Here is a 17,738-nt window from a genome sequence, read left to right on the forward strand (position 1 = left end):
ACCGGTGTGACGGCGTGTTCCCAGGGCGCCGGCACCGGGAAGTAGGTGCTCAGGAACGTCGTCACCGCCGCTGCGCGCTCGTCGGCGTCGATCTCGGGGAAGCTGCCGTCGTTGAGGCAGAAGAAGTCCATCGACCGCTTCGCGAGCAGGCGGTCCATGTCCCGCAGTCCACTGCGCATCGTCGTGTCGACGTACTTCACCGAGGCTTGCGTCTGCACCACGGCGCGGCCGGTGAGCAGGGCGTAGTAGTGGTACAGCGAGTTGGTCACCGAGATGTTGGAGCTCGCGCGGAACCGACTGGCGGCCGTGGCCGCGAACTCGTCGGGGAACTCCTTCTCGAGCTCGAACATCGCACTGCGCCGGAGCGGCACGGGAGCGTGCTCGAGGTGGCGCGTGGTGATGCGACCGAAGCGGTCGTGGAGCAGGCGACGGTTGACCCGCGCGGCGTTCTCGAATCCGCTGCGCTGCTCGTCGTTGGCGCCCAGTCCGATCCGGGTTCCCGCCTCGACGAACATGCTGATGCCGCCGGGTGAGAAGAACATCTGGGGACCGACCGGGCGGCCGAAGAACATGTCGTCGTTCGAGTACAGGAAGTGCTCGGCGAGACCGTCGATGTGGTGGAGCTGGCATTCCACGGCCTGCGAGTTGTAGGTGGGCAGCACGGAGGTGTCGGTGAAGAACTTTTCGCTGCGCACGAACGTGACGTCGGGATGATCGTCGAGCCACCCCGGCTTCGGTGAGTCGGTGACGACGAAGATGCGCCGGATCCACGGCGCGTACAGGTGTACCGAGCGCAGGGCGTACTTGAGTTCGTCGATCTGGCGGAAGCGGGCCTCGTGATCGTCGCCCTCGCCCACGACGACCTCACGCAGCATCGCCGCGCGTTCCGCCTGCCACTCCACGTCGGTGCCGTCGACCCAGGAGAAGATCAGGTCGATGTCGAAGTCGATGTCCGACGCGTGGTCGGCGAACATGTTCTCGATGGTCGGCCAGTGTCGGCCGAAGCGCTCGACCGTGCCACGCACCGCCTCGTCCTGACGGATGGTGCGTCGGGTCAGCGAGTTCTCGACGGGGAGAACGATCGTGTCGTCCGAGAACTCCCACAGTTCGATCTGGATGCCCTTGCCGGATCCGTAGAAGAGCCCGCTCGGGCGGTGCGCACGAGGGCGGAACAACCGGAAGATCCGCGCCTGCGTGGCCGACGCCAGGAGTCCGTCCGCGATGAGCAGGGCCGGGGATCCCTTGACGTCCATCGGCTTGGAGTAGAACGGCTCGTCCGCGCAGGCCGCGACCAGGGCGTCGCGCAACGTCGGCCTGTCGTGCCTGTCGATGGCGATGACGGGCCGCTCGTCGTTGCCGCGGACGAGCAGGTACTCGATCGCGGTCGCGTCCAGCACATCGCGGACGAACAGGAGGTCCTCCACCATCGCCTCGTGGGGCGTCGTGGTGGTGATGGACAGTGCGAACTTGTCCTTGACCCACACGATGTCGGAGCGCTCGGTCAACCGATGTCGGGACGCCGCGGACGCGACGCGCGCCCGTTCGATCTCGCCGCTGTCGGGCGGGACGAGGTAGACATCGGGCGTCTCGACGTTCTGCAGGGCTGGCGGCTGTGTGATGGTGGACCTTCCCGACGTGCTGGTGGGCGAGCCTGTGCGGCGCTGTGACCTGCTCATTCTAAGTGATGCCGAGGGTGGGTCCGGACCACGGGAGTCATCGGCCGCGAAGCTGGCCGAGTGCGTCCTGCACGTGCGTCAGGTGTCGGCTCATCGCCTCGGACGCGGCCTCGCCGGACCCCGAGTCGATGGCGTCGACGATGCTCTCGTGCTCGACGTTGGACCGGTGCCGACGGTCGGGCAGCAGGTTCACCATCTCGGACTGCTGCGACAGGGCCTCGCGGATCTCGGTGATGACGGCGGCGAAGACGTCGTTGCCGCTCGCGGTCGCGATGAGCAGATGGAACTCCGCGTCGAGACGGACCCACTCCTTGGGATCGTTCTCGGCGATCATCCGATTCAACAGGCTGCGGATCGCGTCCATCTGCTCCGGCGTCCGCCGTTCGGCAGCGAGTGCGGCGGCAGGAATCTCGATGTGCGGGCGGGCCTCGCGCAGGGAATCGACGGAATGGTTGCCGAAGACTCTGTCGGTCTCGACGGTCTTCGCCAGGACGAACGTTCCCTTGCCGGTGTGCGTCTCCGTCAGTCCGAGAGCCGTGGTCGAGCGCAGTGCCTCGCGAACCACCGACCGGCTCACGCCGAAGCGCGTCGCGAGAGCGGCCTCGGACGGGAGCTTGGTGCCGACCTCGAGTTCGCCGCTCTCGATCGCCGAACGCAGCTCGCGCAGGACGGCCTCGGCCGCCCCCACGCGCGTCACTGTGGCCTGTTTGCTGGCCCAACTGTCCGACAGGGTCATGGCGTCACTGTGAACGAGGAATGGTGGTCAGGCAAATCGGACGTGCACAGGACGATATTCATGTTTCTAGTCGCAGTGCTAGAGATCGAGAGAGATCCCGATGGAACGGTGATCGGGTGCTGTCCGACACACATCCGTGCACTCGGTCGACTGCCGGATCTACGGTCGAGGGGAACGAAGGAGTTCACATGGCTCACAGCATCGTCACCGTCACAGGCGCGGCCGGCAGCATCGGCTACGCGGCACTGTTCCGCATCGCATCGGGTGCGATGCTCGGTCCGGACACGTCCGTCACGTTGCGGCTTCTCGAGATCCCGCCGGCACTGCGCGCAGCCGAGGGCACGGCCATGGAACTGCACGACAGTGCGTTCCCCCTGCTGCGGTCGGTGGAGATCCACGACGATCCGGTCGACGCCTTCGACGGCGCGAACGTCGCGTTGCTGATCGGCGCTCGCCCTCGTACCGCGGGGATGGAGCGCGCCGACCTGCTCGAGGCCAACGGGTCGATCTTCGGGCCGCAGGGCGCCGCTCTCGAGGCGGGCGCCGCGTCCGACATCCGGGTGGTCGTCGTGGGCAATCCCGCCAACACCAACGCGGCCATCGCCGCGGCGCACGCACCCAGCATTCCCGCAGACAGGTTCACCGCGCTGACCCGGCTCGATCACAACCGCGCCGTCGCGCAACTGTCCGCTCGTGCGGACGTCCCGGTGGGTGAGATCTCGCGGGTCAGCATCTGGGGCAACCATTCCGCCACGCAGTACCCGGACATCTTCCACGCGCGAGTCGGTGACCGGTCGGGCGCCGAGTTCGCCGCGGACACCACCTGGCTCGAGGACGTCTTCGTGCCGACGGTGGCGCGCCGCGGTACCGCGATCATCGAGGCGCGCGGTGCGTCGTCCGCTGCCTCCGCGGCGAACGCCACCATCGATCATGTGCGCGACTGGGTCCTGGGCACTCCCGCCGACGACTGGACGTCCGTCGCACTCCCGTCGACGGGTGCGTACGGCGTGCCCGAGGGACTGGTGTCCTCGTTCCCCGTGCGGTCCTCCGGCGGCGCCTGGCAGATCGTGGAGGGACTCGAGATCGGCGAGTTCTCCCGGCGCCGTATCGACGCCTCCGTCGCGGAACTGCAGGCCGAGCGCGAGGCTGTCACGAGACTCGGGATGCTGCCGAACTGACTCGACCGTCCATGTCCCGCCGTCGAGGCTGTCGTGGCCACACCGTGTAGGTGATCGCGGCGACGACGTCGACGGCGAGCACGACGAGGGGCACGGGCATGAAGGCCGTCAGCGCCTCGGTTCGCTCGGGAGACCCGACCAGCGCGACGAGGCCGGCGAGCAGCCCGACGGTGACGGCCACGGCGATCAGGGTTCTGACCACGTCCGCCCAGCACGCTCTCGCATAGGCAGCGCCGTGGAGACGAACCGGCGCGGGCCCGCCGCGGAAGTGGTGGGCCACTCGCACGTCTGCCCAGCGAATCATGCGGTGTCCGTACGCGATCGAGAAGCCGATGTAGGCAGCGGCCAGCGCGTGATGCCACGTGGCGGTACTGCCCGACCGCAGGTCGATGACGGTGGCGCAGAGCAGGACGAGATCGACGACCGGGGCGCAGGCCAGAACCACGGCACCGGCACGAGGTCGCCGTGCGCCGTACCGGAGCGTGAGGCCGGCGGCGATGGCCACCCAGAATCCGATCTCGCACGCGACGATGACTGCCAGAACCATGAGCGCTCCTTGTTGGTACGATCGTGTTCACAACAAAGTAGCACAACTGTGTACATTCAGGGAGTGCCGAAACTGATCGATCACGACCAGCGGCGACGCGACGTCGCCGACGCCGCCTGGCGCATCATCGGTCGAGACGGCCTGCTCGATCTGTCGGTGCGCAACGTGGCCGAGGAGGCCGGGCTGGCGACGGCCTCCCTCCGTCGCTCCTTTCCCACTCAGGACGACCTGCGAGCGTTCTGCCTCGAACACGCAGCCGAACGCGTCGTCGAACGCCTGGAGCGCATCGACCCGCAGCTGTCACCCCGCGAGTACTGCGAGGCGAGTCTGCGAGAGTTGTTGCCGCTCACCGACGAGAGTCGCCTCGAGATGGAGGTGCAGATGTCGCTGGGCGCTCTCGCCTTCACGAACGCCGCGATGCGCGTCGCCTACGACCGGGCGCACCAGTACCTGGCCGCGGGGTGCAGGCGACTGGTGAACCTACTCGCCGAGAACGACACCGACTACGCGTCACTGTCCGACCGGGTACCCGACGAGGCGCGTCGACTTCATGCATTCCTGGACGGACTCGCACTGCACCTGGTCCACGCGCCACACGACGAGAACCGCGCGTGGGCCGAGGCGGAGCTGGCGGCACATCTCGACTCGCTGCGAGGGCCGTAGGGTCTACAGCCATGCCCGACACCTGCCCGTGCGGCACTCCCCTACCGATGTCCGAGTGCTGTGGACCCTTGCTCGAGGGACGGATCGGTGCGCCGACCGCCGAGCGGCTCATGCGCTCGCGGTACACCGCCTTCACGGTGCTCGACGCCGAGTATCTGCTGCGCACATGGCATCCCGATACTCGACCGTCGGCGCTCGACCTCGACGACCGCCGCCGGTGGACCGGGCTCGAGATCCTGGGCACCACCGGAGGCGGCATGCTGCACACCACGGGCACGGTCGAGTTCGTGGCTCACTTCCGTGACGCGGGTGCCCGGCGACCGGGTTCGCAGCGGGAGAACAGCACGTTCTCCCGCGTCGATGGAGCCTGGGTCTACGTCGACGCGGTCTGACGCCGCGACTCGATGCCGTCGACGAACTCGGACGTGATGCGCGCGATGTCCCAAGGATGCGACAGCGGCGACCAGTGTCCTGCATCGAGATCGGTTCGCGACAGGTCGGCCACCCAGCGCGGCGTGTCCTCGTAGTGGAACGGACGCACCGCCGCGTCACGGGTGTTGACGATCAGATGCACGGGCACGGTGACGTAGCGACGCCGCGGAGAGGTGAAGCGCGGCAAAAGATTTGCTCGATAGATGCGCAGGCCGTTCCACGCGTCGTCGAGAAGTGTCGGTGACTCCTCCACCATCGCGGCGGGGACGTCGGAGAACTCGCCGATGAACTGGGTCCAGCCCTTGCGCTTCATGCGGTACATCCGCACCCGAGCCAACGGCGGGACGTGGAAGGTGACCGTGTACCAGGACGCTCGCGTCTGGGCGAACACCTGTGCCAGGTTGCGCGGTGTGGGCCTACGGAGCCGCGAGCGGGCCCACAGTGCGAGGTGGTCGAGGTTGGGTCCCGACACGGACGTGTAGGACGAGATACGGAGCGGCGCATCGGCTTCGGCGACGAGCTCCCAGGCCTCCACCGCGCCCCAGTCGTGACCGAGCACGTGGACCGGGGCGTCGGGACTGACCGCGTCGATCACCGCTCGCAGATCGGAGGCCATCGCGTCGAGTCGGTACCCGCGGGTCCGTGCGGGGACCGTGGAGTCACCGGCGCCGCGTGAGTCGTAGGTGACGACGCGGTAGCGGTCGGCGAGCAGTCCGACGACGTGGTTCCAGAGAGTGTGATTGTCCGGCCAGCCGTGCACCAGCACGAGAGTGGGGCCGTCGGACACGCCGGCGGTGTACACGGCGAGCTCGACGTCACCGTTCCGCACGGTGGAGCGCTCGGACTCGAACGGGCGGGTGACGGTCATGGACGCTCCGGAATCGGTGGACGTGGGGTGTGCGGGGGACATCAGACGTCGAGCGTGAGGTGGTCGGAGTCTGCCCGAGACACGCACGGCAGCATGTGTTCCTGCTGCTCGGTGGGACTCAGTCGAGTCTCGCGGTGCTCGGGCGTCCCCGCGAGAACACGCACCTTGCAGGTGCCGCAGAAGCCTTGGCGACACGAGTACGCGACTGTCGGGTCCTCGTCCACGATGACGGACAGTGCAGACCTGTCGGCGGGAACTGTCAGCGTGCGACCGCTTCTCGCGAGTGTGACCGTGAACGGCCGACCGCCCACCACGGGTGGGGCCCCGAAACGTTCGAAGTGGAGAGCAGACGCGCCGCAGCCCGCGAACGACGTGCGCACGGTGTTCAGCATCGGCGTCGGTCCACAGCAGTACACCGCGCCGCCACGGGCGGCCGGACCCAGAAGGTCCGTGACAGTGGGCAGTCCGTCCTCGACGTCGGTGCGGACGGCGACACGCGGCGAATTCCAGCTCTCGATCTCGTCGAGAAAGGGCATGCTCTCGCGGGAGCGTCCGCAGTAGACGAAGGTCCAGTCCAGGCCGAGATCGCGAGCGGCGCGGACCATCGGCAGGATCGGGGTGATGCCGATGCCGCCGGCGACGAAGTGCACCGAGCGTTCCTGCGCGAACAGGAAGGCGTTGCGGGGACCGCGCACCGTCACCGTGTCGCCGGGGCGCAGGGCGTGCATCCGCTCCGAGACGGTGCCGATGCGTCGGACGGCGATGCGGTACCGCGTCGTGTCGGCGGGGTCGCCGCACAGCGAGTACTGCCGCCGGAGCGGTCCCGACGTCGCGTCGCCCTCCAGGTGCACATCGATGTGGCAGCCCGGCTGCCAGGCCGGCAGTGACGATCCGCCCGCATCGACGAGATCGATCTGCGCGACATCGCCGTCGCTGGTCACCGGCGTGACACTCGCGACCGTCAGTGTGGCCGCGGTGTCCGGGGGACGCAGGGCCACCCGAGGGTCGTAGGGGACACGCGACATCGCACCGAGGTAGTTGCCGACGACCAGGCCGATCAGGCCGAGGGCCCGGTCGCCCCGAGGTCGTCCGCGGAGGTCGCGTGGTGCGTCGATCATCGCGACGCTGCCCGCGCCGCGGGCGAGGAGGCCAGATAGGCGACGGCCTGCGCCGTCGAGCCCTCCTGACTGGGGTGGTAGCTGCGACGGAAGTAGCGCGAGAGCCGCAGGCCGAGATCGACAGGCCCCGGCACGGTGCCCTTCTTCGCCGCGCGGCGCCAGGCGAGTGGCGTGGGACGGCGCCGGGACGCCGGTCCGTCGGCGAGAAGCGGATCGTTCTGCATGAGGAAGCGGGTTCCGCGGATCCACAGGTAGACCAGCAGCGGTGCCGCGAGTGCCTGGGTGCGAAGGCGTCGGACCTCGCGGCGATCGAAGTAGCGCATCGTCTCGTAGGCGACAGAGCGGTGCTCGACCTCCTCGGACCCGTGCCATCGCAGCAGGTCGAGCATGGTCGGGTGGATGTTGGCGCGGTCGAGCCCCTCGGCGTTCAGAACCCAGTCGCCGAGAAACGCGGTGATGTGCTCGATGGCCGCGATGATCGCCAGGCGCTCGACGAGGTAGTTCTTCTCGCGGCTGCTGGTGATGGGTCGAGGGCCGATGACCTTGCCGAAGACCCAGTTCATCTGGTCGGTGAACGGCGTCGGATCGAGTCCGCTGCGCTGCAGGTGCTCGAGGACACCGGAGTGCGCCGACGAGTGCATGGCCTCCTGGCCGATGAACCCGATGACGTCCTCGCGGAGCTTCTCGTCCTCGATGAACGGGAGCGCCTGGCGGAACGTCTCGACGAACCATTCCTCCCCGGCGGGGAGGAGCAGGTGCAGCACGTTGAGCGCGTGTGTGGAGAACGGCTCACCCGGGATCCAGTGCATCGGCAGGTCGTCCCAGTCGAAGTGCACGTCGCGCGCCTGCAACACGAGATTGTCGGCATCGGCGGTCATGTCGGGTCCTTCCGGTGTGGCTTCGTTCACACAAATCTTAGTATGACAACTGGTAACAGTAAAGCACCTCGGGTAAGCGAGAACACATGTGACGTGACGCGAACGACCTTGCCGAGGTCACACGCTGCGCGGACGCTGGACAGAAGGTCGGACACGCAGGACACCCGCCGCCGTCACGGCGCTCGGGGTCCGTGACGCAGGCAGGACACGAGACGATGGCGGACAATTCCAAGAGGGCGGAGCGCGGGACCGACGACACTCGGCGGCCCGTGGCGCGCACACCGCGCAATCCGCTCGTTCGAGGCGTCGACCGCGCGGAGGCTCGACTGCACCGTCTTCTCGTGACGCTGTTCCTGCTCGCCGTCCCGTTCGTCGCCGTGATGGGCGTCAGCCTCTACCACGATCAGCAGACCATGGCGGCCGACGCCGTGACGTCGTCCTCGTCGGTGCTCGCCACGACCACCGCGGACGCCGTGGCGCCGGTGGCGTCGGACGAATTCGCGGCGGTCACTCCCACCGTGTTGGCTCCCGCGACCTGGTCCTCCGACGGCGTGAAGCACGTCGGGTCGGTTCCTGTTGCGGCGCAGAGTCCGTCGGGTACCGAGGTGACCATCACCGTCGACGCGGACGGTCGTCGCATCGCACCCCCGCCCACCGGGGTCGACGTCGTGGTGGTCAGCATCTTCGGCGCCGCAGCGCTTCTCGCGCTCGTGGCGATCGTGCTCGTGATCGTGCGCAGCGTCTTCGCCCGCGTCTACGACCGTCGTAGGGACCGGGAGTGGGACGACGCGATCGCGCGATTCCTGTCCTGACGGACGTGTGCCGACGGCTGTCGCTACCTCGTCAGAGCGTCGTGAATCGCGACGCCGAGTTCTGCTCTAGGTGAGTCCGGGAACGTGTGATGGGTGGCGCCGTCGAGGATTCGGGTACTGATCGACGGCCAGTTCTTCTGGATGCGATCTCGCACCCCAGCACTGTCGTGAATCCGGCTGGACCCGGCGAGAACGACCGTCGTGGTCGCCTGGAGCGAGTGCAGCGCCGAAGAACTCGGCCGCCTCGGAACGATGGGCCGACGACGAGGGTGATGGGCTGTTCCGAGTTCGGACAGTCGGGACAAGTCGGCGTCGAGAACTGCGTCGCCCGTCTCCCACGCCGTGAATCGTCTCTGTCGCTCTTCCGACGGTCGCAGCAGGAGCGGTAACGCATGAGCCAGGTAGGCGGCGCGCATGCCGGCGAAGCACGAATTCGGATCGAGCAGGACGAGGCGGTCGACGTCGGCCGGCCGACGGAGAGCGAACGCCAGAGCGATCATCGCGCCGTACGAGTGAGCGAGAATCGACGGTCGCCGCAGTGCCGACCCGGCGAACACATCGTCCAACCACAGCATGAGGTCGTCGACGTTCCTCGCGGGTTCACCCGCCGGAACCGATCGCCCCACGTCACCGAGAATGTCCACCGCGACCACTCTGTGGCGACGACTCAGTTCGGTCGCCTGGCCGGTCCAGGCCATCGAGGTAGCCCCGGATCCGGGGAGCAGTACGACAGGGCGACCGTCGGTGGGACCGGCCGAGGTGACATGGGTGTCGCCGAATCGTGTCGGCACCATCGTCGTGGTCGTTTCCGCCGGCCACGTCCCGAGTACGCGGTCGTAGGCCGCAGCGAACTCCCGCCCCTCGGGCGATCGATGGAACGTCTGCATCGCGTCTGTCATGCGGCACCCCGTTGTCTCGATGGTCGAGTAATACGATAGGTGACATACTGATGCCGTGGACGAAGTCGATGCAACCCCCTCGGTGGACACGGACGTCATGGACCTGGTGCACGGCCTGCGTGCGCTCGTCGTCGAGCTCGATCTGCTGGGTGCGGGATTCGCCGAGAAGCACCGCATGCACAGCACCGACGTGCGGGCATTGATCGTTCTTCTCGATGCTGCTCGTGCCGGTCGAACGGCTACTCCGTCCTGGCTGCGGACGCAGCTGGGAATCACCTCGGCGACCGCGACGGCACTCGTCGACAGGCTCGAACTCGCCGGCCACGTCGAACGGCAGTCGGTCGTCGGCGACCGCCGCAAGGTGGCCCTGAGAGTCACCGACAAGGCAGAGCGACTGGGCACAGAATTCTTCGGCCCGCTGATCCTCAGGGCGGCCACGCAACTCTCCGAGTTGTCGGACGACGACCGAGCAACCATCCGTCGGTATCAGTCCGCGATGCTGGCCGCCATCAGATCGACTGCGCCGGGCTCGTGAGAGCCGTGTGATCGCCGACTACTGGTTCTGCATCCGATTAGCCGCAGCGACAAGGGCTTTGGCGGTCGACTCTGTCGGATCCGAGCCCGTCCCCATGGCCCACGCGGTGCGGTGATCCTGCTGTCCGCGGATGTAGGTGACGTATCCCGTCTCGGTGATCTGCTGGTGGAACGACAAGATCTCGAGGTTGACGCCGGCGTCGTAGAGCATCGACGTCATGGCCTCGGCGGGCCCGTGGCAGACGATCGACGAACTGCGGATGGTGTCGCCGATGGCGAGGGTGGCCGTGAACTCGAACCTGCCCGCACCCTTCGGCGCGCACTCTGCGGAACCGAGCCGGATGGGGCCCGAGGTGGGCGAGTAGGTGTGGACGAACTCCGCGAAGGACATGCCGTCAGCCTCCGCGCGCAACCCGTGCGGCAGAGCCGACGAGGCGTGAATGGCAGCGGAACTGTGTGAGAAGTGTTCGGTGAGGGAATGTGCGCTGGTGCTCATGTCGCTGGGGTCTTTCCGGTGAGAGGAAGGACCGACGGGCGCTCGTTCGACCCGCAGCGGGGGGTCGGTCCGAGATCAGACCCCGCTGCGGTGAACTACGAGAATGCGCGACATGGCCCCAGAGTAGCTGCGTCGCGGCGTCACAGGCAAGGGTCCGGTTCTCGATTGCTCTCTGTTCGGTTCTAGGACACGCGCTAGAGAAGGGCAGAGAACGCTACCGACGTTGCTACCGTCACGCCATGGACCCCGTTCGCAATCCGTACGCACCCGGCGCCGGCCAGCGGCCACCCGAGCTCGCCGGCAGGTCCAAGCAACTCGACGCGTTCGACGTGGTGCTCGAGCGCATCGCGCGCGGTCGGCCCGAACGCAGTGTCGTGCTCACCGGGTTGCGCGGCGTCGGCAAGACGGTGCTGCTGAACCACCTGCGATCAGCGGCGATCTCGCGGAAGTGGGGAACCGGGAAGATCGAGGCCCGCCCCGACCAGGACCTGCGGCGACCGCTGTCGTCGGCGCTGCACATGGCAGTGCGGGAGATCGCGGTGGCGCATCGCGATCCCGAACGCGTGGACCAGTTCCTCGGTGTGCTGAAGTCCTTCGCTCTTCGTGCGTCCGCAGACAAGGGCATGCGGGACAAGTGGCAGCCCGGCATCGACGCGCCCGCCCTCAAGGGGCGCGCGGACACCGGTGACATCGAGATCGACCTGGTCGAACTGCTGCTCGACGCCGCGTCGCTGGCTCGGGACGTCGGCGTCGGTATCGCCATCTTCATCGACGAGATGCAGGATCTCGCGGCGGAGGACATCTCCGCGATCTGCGGGGCGTGCCACGAACTGAGCCAGGATGCGGCTCCGCTGATCGTCGTCGGCGCCGGTCTTCCCCACCTGCCTGCGGTGCTGTCCGCGTCGAAGAGCTACTCCGAGCGCCTGTTCAGCTACCACCGCATCGACCGCCTGGACCGCGCTTCGGCGGACCGCGCCCTCATCGCACCGGCCGAGCGGGAGGACGTCGAGTACACGAGCGAGGCACTCGACGCGCTGTACGAGGCCGCGGACGGGTACCCCTACTTCGTTCAGGCGTACGGCAAGGCGACGTGGGATCTGGCCGCGGACAGCCCGATCACGGTCCACGACGTGCGGGTCGCAGCACCGACGGCCGAGGACGAGCTGGCCGTCGGGTTCTTCGGATCCCGTTACGAGAGAGCAACTCCCGCCGAACGCGAGTACATGCGAGCGATGGCCGACCTGTCCGGCGACGACGGTCCCGTCTCCACGTCGAAGATCGCCGTGGAACTCGGCCGGAAACCGGCGTCGCTGTCCCCCGCACGCGACGGGTTGATCAAGAAGGGACTGATCTACTCCGCCGAGCGCGGGTCGATCGGCTTCACCGTCCCCCACTTCGGGCGGTACCTGAGGGCGCAGGCCGACTAGCGCGCCGACCTGCACGCTTTCGGTGTGTCGACACCCCTTGCAGCAGGCCGCTCGGGGTGTGGGTGGCTGGAAAGTGTGCGCCGGCTACTCGGCTGCGGGAACCCGCAGGATGAGGGCGTCGCCCTGTCCGCCGCCGCCGCACAGTGCTGCGGCGCCGACTCCGCCGCCGCGTCGCTGCAGCTCCAGTGCGAGGTGCAGGGCGATGCGGGCGCCGGACGCGCCGAGGGGGTGACCGATGGCGATGGCGCCACCGTTGACGTTGACCTTCTCGGCGTCGATGCCCAATTCGCGGGTGGAGACGATGCCGACGGCGGCGAAGGCCTCGTTGATCTCGACGAGGTCGAGGTCGGTCGGGGCGATGCCCTCCTTGGCGCAGGCGGTGGTGATGGCGTTGGCGGGCTGGGACTGCAGCGAGGAGTCGGGTCCGGCGACGACGCCGTGGGCGCCGATCTCGGCGAGCCAGGTCAGTCCGAGTTCCTCGGCCTTGGCGCGGCTCATGACGACGACGGCGGCGGCGCCGTCGGAGATCTGCGAGGCGGAGCCGGCCGTGATGGTGCCGTTCCTGTCGAACGACGGGCGGAGCTTGGCGAGGCTCTCGCTGGTGGTGTCGGCGCGGATGCCCTCGTCGCTGGTGACGACGACGGGGTCACCCTTGCGCTGCGGGATGCTGACGGGAACGACTTCGTCGTCGAAGACGCCGTTCTTCCAGGCTGCGGCGGCGCGCTGGTGCGACGCGGCGGCGAAGGCGTCCTGCTCCTCGCGGGTGACGAAGCGGGTGTCGGCGTTGCGGTCCTCGGTGAGGGCGCCCATGGCCTGGTCGGTGAAGATGTCGTACAGGCCGTCGTAGGCCATGTGGTCCTTCATGGTGACGTCGCCGTACTTGAATCCGCTGCGGCTCTTCTCGAGCATGTGCGGGGCGAGGGACATCGATTCCTGGCCGCCGGCGACGACGATGTCGAACTCTCCGGCGCGGATCATCTGGTCGGCGAGGGCGATGGCGTCGACACCGGACAGACACACCTTGTTGATGGTCAGGGCAGGAACGCTGAGGGGGATGCCGCCGGCGTGGGCGGCCTGGCGTGCGGGAATCTGGCCTGCGCCGGCCGTGAGGACCTGGCCCATGATGACGTACTGGACCTGGTCACCGCTGATCCCGGCCTTCTCGAGGGCGCCGGCGATGGCGACGCCGCCGAGGTCCGAGCCGGAGAGGGTCGACAGCGATCCGAGCAGACGGCCGATGGGAGTGCGGGCACCGGCCACGATGACGGACGTGGTGCCGGAAGGTGCGGTCATGCTGTTTCCTCACTGGTGGGGGCAGATGTGATGGTGGATGCGGCGGGGTCGATCCCCAGAGCGGTCAGAGCCATGGTGGACAAACGGTGTCGGAGCAGCGACGCGGGCACGCGGCCCATCGACTGCGGAGTGGAGTTGAGCAGACCGAACGCCGCGTGAGCCTGGACGCGAGCGTCGTCCTCGGAGCAGTCCGAGTCCAGTTCCCGCAGGGTGCGGACCCAGATCTCGACGTAGCGGCGCTGCAGCGAGCGCACCGAACGCTGGGCGTCGGTCGGCAGGTTCGCGAGATCGCGGAACTGGATCTCGATGAGGCGCGGCGAGGTCATGGCGAAGTCGAGGTGGAACGCGACCAGTTCGTGCAGCGTCGGCAGCGGTGCCGACCGTCGCGCCAGGACCTCTTCCCCACCGGCGTGGAGGTACTCGGAGATTCCCACCAGCAGTTCGACGAGGACGGCTTCCTTGTTCGGAAAGTGGCGATAGACGGCGGGACCGCTGATCCCCACCGCGGCGCCGAGGTCCTCGAGTCGTAGACCGTGGTACCCGCGCTCCGCGACGAGGACGGCGGCGGCGTCGACCAGTGCGCTGCGGCGCTCGGCCTTCATCCGTGAACGTTCGGTGGACGCGGAGCCCGCCGCAATACGGTTCACCACCCGGGCCTCCCACCTGTCGTCGGTCGCGAGCAGCCAGTTTACCGTATTCGGTTAGTGACCATTCACTTGGTGACCGCGCTCTCTTCGCGGGATTTCCGCGATGCGCGCCCGTCTGCGGCGGTACATTCATTCCGTCCATGTCGGTCGGGGTCACGAGAGAGGCAGCATGGTCTCGATGTCCTCGCCGACCCGTTTTCTCGTGGTCGGTGCGCTCGCGATCGCCGTGTACGCGACGCTTCCGCCCGGCGTGGTGTCCAGCGTGCTGTACTGCGTCATCGCCGTGGGTGCGGTGGCGTCCATTCCTGTCGGCATCCGCGCACACCGCAAGGTGAGCACCCATTCGTGGTGGATCGTCGCGTCGGCGCTGTCGTTCTGGGTCGTCGGCGACATCGCGATCGCGGTGATGGAGAACTCGGGCGGCGGCGTACCTCTCCCGTCGGTGGCGGACGCCGCCTACGTCCTGGGGTACCTCCTCATCGTCGTGGCCCTGCTGTCGGTCCGCAGTTCGGGGACCCCGATGCTGAGTCCGGCGGACGGACTCGAAGCCGCGATCATGACCGCGGGGGTGGGTCTCGCGTCCTGGGTCGTGGTGTCCGGTCCCCGAGGCGAGCGCGTGCCCGACGCCGGAACGTGGCTCGGCATCTTCTACACCGAGATCGACGTCTTCCTGCTGGTACTGCTCGTCTTCGTCGTGTTGAAGCGACGCGCGGGCTCCACCACCCACTGGCTGCTGGGTGCGGCCACGGCACTGATGGTGGTCGCCGACTACACCTCGTACGTGGTGGTCGCGGACGGTCCCGCCGAGAGCACGATCCTCAACGTCTGCTGGCTCGCGTCCTACGTGCTCTTCGGTGCGGCGGCGTTGCGACACGACGAGCGTCCGCGTGTCAGCACCATCAGTCGTGCGCAGACGGGGATGGCTCGACTGACCCTGCTGACCTCGGCCGTGGCGATGACGCCGGTCGTCATGAGCATCGAACTGATGCGCGGCACTCCGGTCACTCGCTGGGGGCCCGCGGTGGTGATCGCCGCCTCGATCATCGTCGTCCTCGGCGCCGTGCGGATGACCTCGTTCCTGACACTGCTGCAACGACAGTCGCGGGCACTGCGCCTTGCGGCCGACACCGATTCCGTCACGGGACTGGCGAACCGCGGCCGGCTCGGGCGTCGGCTGCACGAGATCCTCGGTCCGGAGGGCCGCGACGGAGTGGCCCTGGTGCTGGTGGATCTCAACCGGTTCTCCGACATCAACCAGACCTTCGGCTACGCGGTGGGAGATCAGGTGCTCACCGAGATCGGTCGCCGACTCGTCGACACTGTGGACTCGTCGGCGACGGTGGGACGTCTCGGGGGTGACGAGTTCGCCCTCGTCCTGCCGGGCCCCGTCGACAGACACGACGCCGTGGCGGTCGCGATCGCTGCGCAACGCGCGGTCGGGGCCCCGCTCGAGGTGCGGGACATGAAGCTGACGCTGGAAAGCAGTGTGGCCGTGGCACTGTCGACCGACACGCCGCACCCACGATCCGAGGAGCTGGTGCAGCGGGCGTACGCCGCCGTGGTGGCCGCGAAGTCCCGGCAACCGCGACTGGCCGTCTACGACCACACGATGGACATCGACAGGATCGATCAGCTCCGGAGGATGGGCGAGTTGGAGGACGCCATCACGGGAGGTGAGCTCGAGGTGTTCTTCCAGCCCCGCCTCGACCTGCGCACCGGAGCCGTGTCGGGAATGGAAGCCCTTCTGCGGTGGCGACATCCGCGCGAGGGGCTGCTGCTGCCGGCCGCGTTCCTGCCGAGTGCGGAGCAGACCGGCATGCTCCCGGCCGTCACCTCGTTCGTCATCGACACGGCGATGGCCGCGTGCCGACGCTGGCGGCTGGCGGGACTGGACATCGACGTGGCCGTCAATCTCTCCGTCCGGGATCTCGTGGACTCCTCCCTGGCGTCCCGAGTGCGAACGGCTCTGGACGACCACGGCCTTCCCGGGCACGCCGTCGTCTTCGAGGTCACCGAGTCGTCCGCGATGACCGATCCCGAACGATCCATCGCCACGCTCGAAGCGCTTCGCGCGCAGGGAGTCTCACTCTCCATCGACGACTTCGGCACGGGGTACAGCTCCTTGACGTACCTGGCGTCGCTTCCGGTGCAGCAGCTGAAGATGGACCGGTCCTTCGTCACCTCGCTCGCGTCGGACTCCGCCAACCTCGCGATCGTCCGATCCACCATCGCTCTCGCGCACAGCATGGGTCTGCACATCGTGGCCGAGGGCGTCGAGGACGAACACACCCTCGACGTGCTGCGCGGACTCGGATGCGACGCGGTGCAGGGCTTCCACATCGCGCGGCCGGTTCCCGCGGGCGACGTCGTGCGCACGGTGAAGGCCGTGAACTCTGCAGTGGGCGCCGCTCGTACTGCTGTGTGACCCAGCGCACCGGCGACGGCGGGTTCTTTGTAACCTGAGGCCCGAGTCGACTCGCACCACCCCTCGACCGTCGACCGGCGAAAGGACAGTCCGTGCGCGCAGTGCAGGTGACCACCCTCGAAGGCCCCGAAGCCCTCACCCTCACCGATCTCGACGAGCCCACCGGCGACGGCGTGGTGATCGACGTGCGTGCGGCCGGCGTGGCCTTCCCCGACGCACTGCTCAGTCGTGGGCTCTACCAGTACAAGCCGGACCTGCCGTTCGTGCCCGGAAGCGAGGTCGCCGGTGTCGTGCGGTCCGCGCCCGAGGGCTCGGGATTCGCGCCCGGTGACCGAGTGGCGGCGCTGACCGGATTCGGCGGCGGTATGGCCGAGGTGGCGGTGGCGACCCCCGACCTCGTCTTCGCGCTGCCCGACGCCGTCTCGTTCGAGGCCGGTGCGGGACTGCTGTTCAACGATCTGACGGTGCACTTCGCCCTCCGCGAGCGCGGACGTCTGGCCGAGGGCGAGACCGTCCTGGTCCACGGCGCCGGTGGCGGCATCGGGACATCGACGTTGCGACTCGCTCCGGTACTGGGAGCGTCACGCACCATCGCTGTGGTGAGCAGCGAGGCCAAGGCCGAGGTCGCTCGCGCCGCGGGCGCCACCGATGTGGTGATGCTGCAGGGCCCGAACGGCGAGGGCTGGAAGGACACGGTCAAGGAACTCACCGGTGGCCGGGGAGTCGACATCGTCATCGACCCCGTCGGCGGGGATCGCTTCACCGACAGCATCCGATCGCTGGCGCCGGCGGGTCGACTCGTGGTCATCGGCTTCACCGGTGGCGACATCCCGACGGTCAAGGTCAACCGACTGCTGCTGAGCAACGTCGAGGTCGTCGGCGCCGGATGGGGTGCGTGGTGGATGAGCCGGCCCGGCTACACGACGACGCAGTGGGCCGAGCTCGAGCCGCTGTTCGCCTCGGGCGCGCTGGTGGCGCCGGAGCCGGTGGTGTACCCGCTCGACAAGGCCGGCGAGGCCATCGCATCCCTCGAGAACCGGACCGCCACAGGCAAAGTCGTGGTGACGCTGCAGTGAGTGATGCCTATCGGGACGGTCTCGCGGTCCGCC

Annotated in this window: 18 protein-coding genes; 8 read left to right on the forward strand and 10 right to left on the reverse strand. The window is 68.1% G+C overall.

Annotated elements, in window-relative coordinates; genetic code table 11:
- Window positions 1–1,427: stealth family protein (locus ASG69_RS05390; RefSeq protein ID WP_442971095.1), on the reverse strand; the 1,427-nt coding region annotated here is incomplete at its 3' end.
- A 286-nt stretch (window positions 1,428–1,713) separates the two neighbouring features.
- Entirely contained in the window at window positions 1,714–2,412 is a 699-nt protein-coding gene (locus ASG69_RS05395) for a FadR/GntR family transcriptional regulator (protein ID WP_056441016.1), read from the reverse strand.
- 188 nt (window positions 2,413–2,600) lie between these two features.
- On the opposite strand from ASG69_RS05395, the gene ASG69_RS05400 reads away from it, so the two are divergent.
- The gene (locus ASG69_RS05400) at window positions 2,601–3,590 is read left to right on the forward strand and encodes a malate dehydrogenase (RefSeq protein ID WP_027506060.1); all 990 of its coding nucleotides are present in this window, start codon (window positions 2,601–2,603) and stop codon (window positions 3,588–3,590) included.
- Here the strand turns inward: ASG69_RS05400 and ASG69_RS05405 are convergent.
- Window positions 3,562–4,137 carry a hypothetical protein gene (locus ASG69_RS05405; protein WP_027506061.1) on the reverse strand — a complete coding sequence of 192 codons (576 nt, stop codon included), beginning with the start codon at window positions 4,135–4,137 and terminating at the stop codon, window positions 3,562–3,564. The two genes, ASG69_RS05400 and ASG69_RS05405, sit on opposite strands and share 29 nt — an antisense overlap.
- Before the next feature lie 63 nt (window positions 4,138–4,200).
- Between ASG69_RS05405 and ASG69_RS05410 the strand changes: the two genes are divergently transcribed.
- Window positions 4,201–4,800, forward strand: a complete 600-nt coding sequence (locus ASG69_RS05410) for a TetR/AcrR family transcriptional regulator (RefSeq protein WP_027506062.1) — start codon at window positions 4,201–4,203, stop codon at window positions 4,798–4,800.
- 11 nt (window positions 4,801–4,811) lie between these two features.
- The gene (locus ASG69_RS05415; RefSeq protein ID WP_056441019.1) at window positions 4,812–5,192 is read left to right on the forward strand and encodes a YchJ family protein; all 381 of its coding nucleotides are present in this window, start codon (window positions 4,812–4,814) and stop codon (window positions 5,190–5,192) included.
- Here ASG69_RS05415 and ASG69_RS05420 read toward each other — a convergent pair.
- The 3 genes from ASG69_RS05420 to ASG69_RS05430 are packed head-to-tail and all read right to left on the reverse strand — an operon-like array spanning window position 5,174 to window position 8,096.
- On the reverse strand, window positions 5,174–6,100 hold the full coding sequence (locus ASG69_RS05420) for an alpha/beta fold hydrolase (RefSeq protein ID WP_056442165.1): 927 nt from the start codon (window positions 6,098–6,100) through the stop codon (window positions 5,174–5,176). The genes ASG69_RS05415 and ASG69_RS05420 overlap by 19 nt on opposite strands.
- 41 nt (window positions 6,101–6,141) lie before the next feature.
- The gene (locus ASG69_RS05425; protein ID WP_056441022.1) at window positions 6,142–7,218 is read right to left on the reverse strand and encodes a PDR/VanB family oxidoreductase; all 1,077 of its coding nucleotides are present in this window, start codon (window positions 7,216–7,218) and stop codon (window positions 6,142–6,144) included.
- Window positions 7,215–8,096: a metal-dependent hydrolase gene (locus ASG69_RS05430; protein ID WP_027506066.1), complete on the reverse strand. Its 882-nt coding sequence runs from the start codon at window positions 8,094–8,096 to the stop codon at window positions 7,215–7,217. Before ASG69_RS05430 ends, ASG69_RS05425 begins: the two co-directional genes overlap by 4 nt.
- A 215-nt stretch (window positions 8,097–8,311) precedes the next feature.
- Here ASG69_RS05430 and ASG69_RS05435 point away from each other — a divergent pair, with 215 nt between their 5' ends.
- Entirely contained in the window at window positions 8,312–8,908 is a 597-nt protein-coding gene (locus tag ASG69_RS05435) for an Rv1733c family protein (protein WP_027506067.1), read from the forward strand.
- A gap of 23 nt (window positions 8,909–8,931) precedes the next feature.
- Here ASG69_RS05435 and ASG69_RS05440 read toward each other — a convergent pair whose 3' ends face one another.
- Window positions 8,932–9,807: an alpha/beta fold hydrolase gene (locus ASG69_RS05440; protein ID WP_056441025.1), complete on the reverse strand. Its 876-nt coding sequence runs from the start codon at window positions 9,805–9,807 to the stop codon at window positions 8,932–8,934.
- 55 nt (window positions 9,808–9,862) lie between these two features.
- Between ASG69_RS05440 and ASG69_RS05445 the strand changes: the two genes are divergently transcribed.
- Window positions 9,863–10,342, forward strand: a complete 480-nt coding sequence (locus ASG69_RS05445) for a MarR family winged helix-turn-helix transcriptional regulator (RefSeq protein WP_235578860.1) — start codon at window positions 9,863–9,865, stop codon at window positions 10,340–10,342.
- A gap of 18 nt (window positions 10,343–10,360) precedes the next feature.
- Here the strand turns inward: ASG69_RS05445 and ASG69_RS05450 are convergent, their stop codons facing one another.
- Window positions 10,361–10,837: an alpha-isopropylmalate synthase regulatory domain-containing protein gene (locus ASG69_RS05450; RefSeq protein ID WP_027506070.1), complete on the reverse strand. Its 477-nt coding sequence runs from the start codon at window positions 10,835–10,837 to the stop codon at window positions 10,361–10,363.
- 239 nt (window positions 10,838–11,076) lie between these two features.
- Here ASG69_RS05450 and ASG69_RS05455 point away from each other — a divergent pair, with 239 nt between their 5' ends.
- Complete coding sequence (locus ASG69_RS05455) at window positions 11,077–12,264, forward strand: AAA family ATPase (RefSeq protein WP_027506071.1); 1,188 nt, start codon at window positions 11,077–11,079, stop codon at window positions 12,262–12,264.
- Between the two features lie 84 nt (window positions 12,265–12,348).
- Here ASG69_RS05455 and ASG69_RS05460 read toward each other — a convergent pair whose 3' ends face one another.
- Together ASG69_RS05460 and ASG69_RS05465 are read right to left on the reverse strand one after the other, a co-directional pair.
- Window positions 12,349–13,557: an acetyl-CoA C-acetyltransferase gene (locus ASG69_RS05460; RefSeq protein ID WP_056441028.1), complete on the reverse strand. Its 1,209-nt coding sequence runs from the start codon at window positions 13,555–13,557 to the stop codon at window positions 12,349–12,351.
- Window positions 13,554–14,159 (reverse strand): TetR/AcrR family transcriptional regulator, encoded by a 606-nt coding sequence (locus tag ASG69_RS05465; RefSeq protein ID WP_051613430.1) that lies wholly within the window; start codon window positions 14,157–14,159, stop codon window positions 13,554–13,556. Before ASG69_RS05465 ends, ASG69_RS05460 begins: the two co-directional genes overlap by 4 nt.
- A 223-nt stretch (window positions 14,160–14,382) precedes the next feature.
- Between ASG69_RS05465 and ASG69_RS05470 the strand changes: the two genes are divergently transcribed.
- Both ASG69_RS05470 and ASG69_RS05475 read left to right on the forward strand, forming a co-directional pair.
- Window positions 14,383–16,629 carry a putative bifunctional diguanylate cyclase/phosphodiesterase gene (locus tag ASG69_RS05470; RefSeq protein ID WP_162246739.1) on the forward strand — a complete coding sequence of 749 codons (2,247 nt, stop codon included), beginning with the start codon at window positions 14,383–14,385 and terminating at the stop codon, window positions 16,627–16,629.
- Between the two features lie 92 nt (window positions 16,630–16,721).
- Window positions 16,722–17,705, forward strand: a complete 984-nt coding sequence (locus ASG69_RS05475) for an NADPH:quinone oxidoreductase family protein (RefSeq protein ID WP_027506074.1) — start codon at window positions 16,722–16,724, stop codon at window positions 17,703–17,705.
- The last annotated feature ends 33 nt before the right edge of the window (window positions 17,706–17,738 follow it).

This window comes from Rhodococcus sp. Leaf225, assembly GCF_001426145.1.
Taxonomy (GTDB): domain Bacteria; phylum Actinomycetota; class Actinomycetes; order Mycobacteriales; family Mycobacteriaceae; genus Rhodococcoides.

Coding starts and splice junctions, on each gene's coding strand:
- ASG69_RS05460 (WP_056441028.1), bottom strand. CDS start 13,557: ATGACCGCACCTTCCGGCACCACGTCCGTCATCGTGGCCGGTGCCCGC.
- ASG69_RS05440 (WP_056441025.1), bottom strand. CDS start 9,807: ATGACAGACGCGATGCAGACGTTCCATCGATCGCCCGAGGGGCGGGAG.
- ASG69_RS05455 (WP_027506071.1), top strand. CDS start 11,077: ATGGACCCCGTTCGCAATCCGTACGCACCCGGCGCCGGCCAGCGGCCA.
- ASG69_RS05465 (WP_051613430.1), bottom strand. CDS start 14,159: ATGAAGGCCGAGCGCCGCAGCGCACTGGTCGACGCCGCCGCCGTCCTC.
- ASG69_RS05415 (WP_056441019.1), top strand. CDS start 4,812: ATGCCCGACACCTGCCCGTGCGGCACTCCCCTACCGATGTCCGAGTGC.
- ASG69_RS05405 (WP_027506061.1), bottom strand. CDS start 4,137: ATGGTTCTGGCAGTCATCGTCGCGTGCGAGATCGGATTCTGGGTGGCC.
- ASG69_RS05435 (WP_027506067.1), top strand. CDS start 8,312: ATGGCGGACAATTCCAAGAGGGCGGAGCGCGGGACCGACGACACTCGG.
- ASG69_RS05430 (WP_027506066.1), bottom strand. CDS start 8,096: ATGACCGCCGATGCCGACAATCTCGTGTTGCAGGCGCGCGACGTGCAC.
- ASG69_RS05425 (WP_056441022.1), bottom strand. CDS start 7,218: ATGATCGACGCACCACGCGACCTCCGCGGACGACCTCGGGGCGACCGG.
- ASG69_RS05450 (WP_027506070.1), bottom strand. CDS start 10,837: ATGAGCACCAGCGCACATTCCCTCACCGAACACTTCTCACACAGTTCC.
- ASG69_RS05400 (WP_027506060.1), top strand. CDS start 2,601: ATGGCTCACAGCATCGTCACCGTCACAGGCGCGGCCGGCAGCATCGGC.
- ASG69_RS05470 (WP_162246739.1), top strand. CDS start 14,383: ATGTCCTCGCCGACCCGTTTTCTCGTGGTCGGTGCGCTCGCGATCGCC.
- ASG69_RS05395 (WP_056441016.1), bottom strand. CDS start 2,412: ATGACCCTGTCGGACAGTTGGGCCAGCAAACAGGCCACAGTGACGCGC.
- ASG69_RS05420 (WP_056442165.1), bottom strand. CDS start 6,100: ATGACCGTCACCCGCCCGTTCGAGTCCGAGCGCTCCACCGTGCGGAAC.